The organism is Bartonella sp. AP58NXGY, assembly GCF_042195785.1.
Classification (GTDB): domain Bacteria; phylum Pseudomonadota; class Alphaproteobacteria; order Rhizobiales; family Rhizobiaceae; genus Bartonella.
In genome coordinates, this window is record NZ_JBHIOY010000074.1 from 1 (window position 1) to 1,331 (window position 1,331).

The 1,331-nt window shown below is 31.2% G+C and carries 1 protein-coding gene and 1 pseudogene; both read left to right on the top strand.

Going from position 1 to position 1,331, the window contains the following annotated elements:
• Positions 1-156 (top strand): annotated as a pseudogene (locus ACFINC_RS09490) (virulence-associated protein E); the annotation flags it as partial.
• A 178-nt stretch (positions 157-334) separates the two neighbouring features.
• Entirely contained in the window at positions 335-736 is a 402-nt protein-coding gene (locus ACFINC_RS09495) for a hypothetical protein (RefSeq protein WP_375617049.1), read from the top strand.
• The last annotated feature ends 595 nt before the right edge of the window (positions 737-1,331 follow it).

Here is a 1,331-nt window from a genome sequence, read left to right on the forward strand (position 1 = left end):
CATGTGAATTTACCCAAAACAAAAGCCCGTCTCACCATTGCAATGGATGGCGATGATGCTGGTCGTAAAGCAGGTTTCATCCTAGAAAAACGTGCTTATAATAATGCCCTTTTAAATAAAGAAAAAACGGCGTTTTTGAACGACATAACGCCATAATTAAACACAATACAAATAAATAAGGATAAAGTTATGTATAACTCTATCAAATATTATCAGTACAAAATCGCATATTGTATCATTTTTTTAATAGAATAGATAACACCATTTAATACGTATTGATACAATCAACAGAATCGTTCATAAAATTTGTAAATAATCTAGCGAGTAAGGGAAAATGACATCTATAGTAGTATTGATAGCTGTAATATTTATTTTGTTATGTGCTTTTTGGAATTATTATGAATTTAAAAAGTGGGCGTTTTTTCCATCTTTGTTAATAGTTGTGGGCTTTACTACAGCACTCTTTCTTTTATCAGAGCATTATCTTATAGAAGGAGCTTGCAAACCAATTCATACGGGACGTGGTCGTACTTCAAATCTTCATTGCATTATTAGTGAATATTATGAAGATTTTACTTATCTTTTGAGAGAAGTGCATGCTGCTGAAATAGTAATTTTTTGTTTGGTGCTTTCAATTATATGTCTATGTGAGAAGATTAAGGAACGAAATACTAGTTGTGATAAAGAAAATGACAGCTCAGAATACAGCAATGATTATAATGGTCCATGGCAATAATTTCCTTAAACTACGTAATTATCTCTGGGGCGCTCTTATTGGAAAGCATCTAACTATGAAACACCAGCTATTCTTCTCTCTATAGCTTTCAAAAAAACAGTATCAAAAATGGAACAACTAGAAAAAACAAACCCATAAAATATCAAGAATAAAAACAATGAATAAGCCATTGCTATTTTCTCTAAATCTTTTAAAAATTAAACAGGATAGTGATCAGCTTTTTTCTAAAGTAACACCTATTGGCACTGATATCATGGTAGGAAAACTTAAAAATTTGCTTAATAGAAATTTGCATGAACTTTTTTTGTTTACTAGATATCTTTATTTTACATGATATTCATCAAAGAATGTTGGCGTTCTTTAAAAGATAAGGAAGCCATCACGCAAGCTTTAGAGCTTTTATGCCGTTATAATCATCTTCGAAAAAAGTTTATAACACATCAGACAAGAGGACCCCCTAGCGCTTATTATGAATGGAATCCTTTAATCAAAAACAACAGCATAAAACAATAAGAAACCTCTTTTAAAACTTTCTACTCAAATAGGCAAAACTCTCTGTACAGCGCATTAAGCAACCGTTCTCCAAAGATAATGA

What these genes read in the sequence shown, in the direction of transcription:
- ACFINC_RS09495 (WP_375617049.1), top strand. Translation starts at nt 335, where the DNA reads ATGACATCTATAGTAGTATTGATAGCTGTAATATTTATTTTGTTATGT.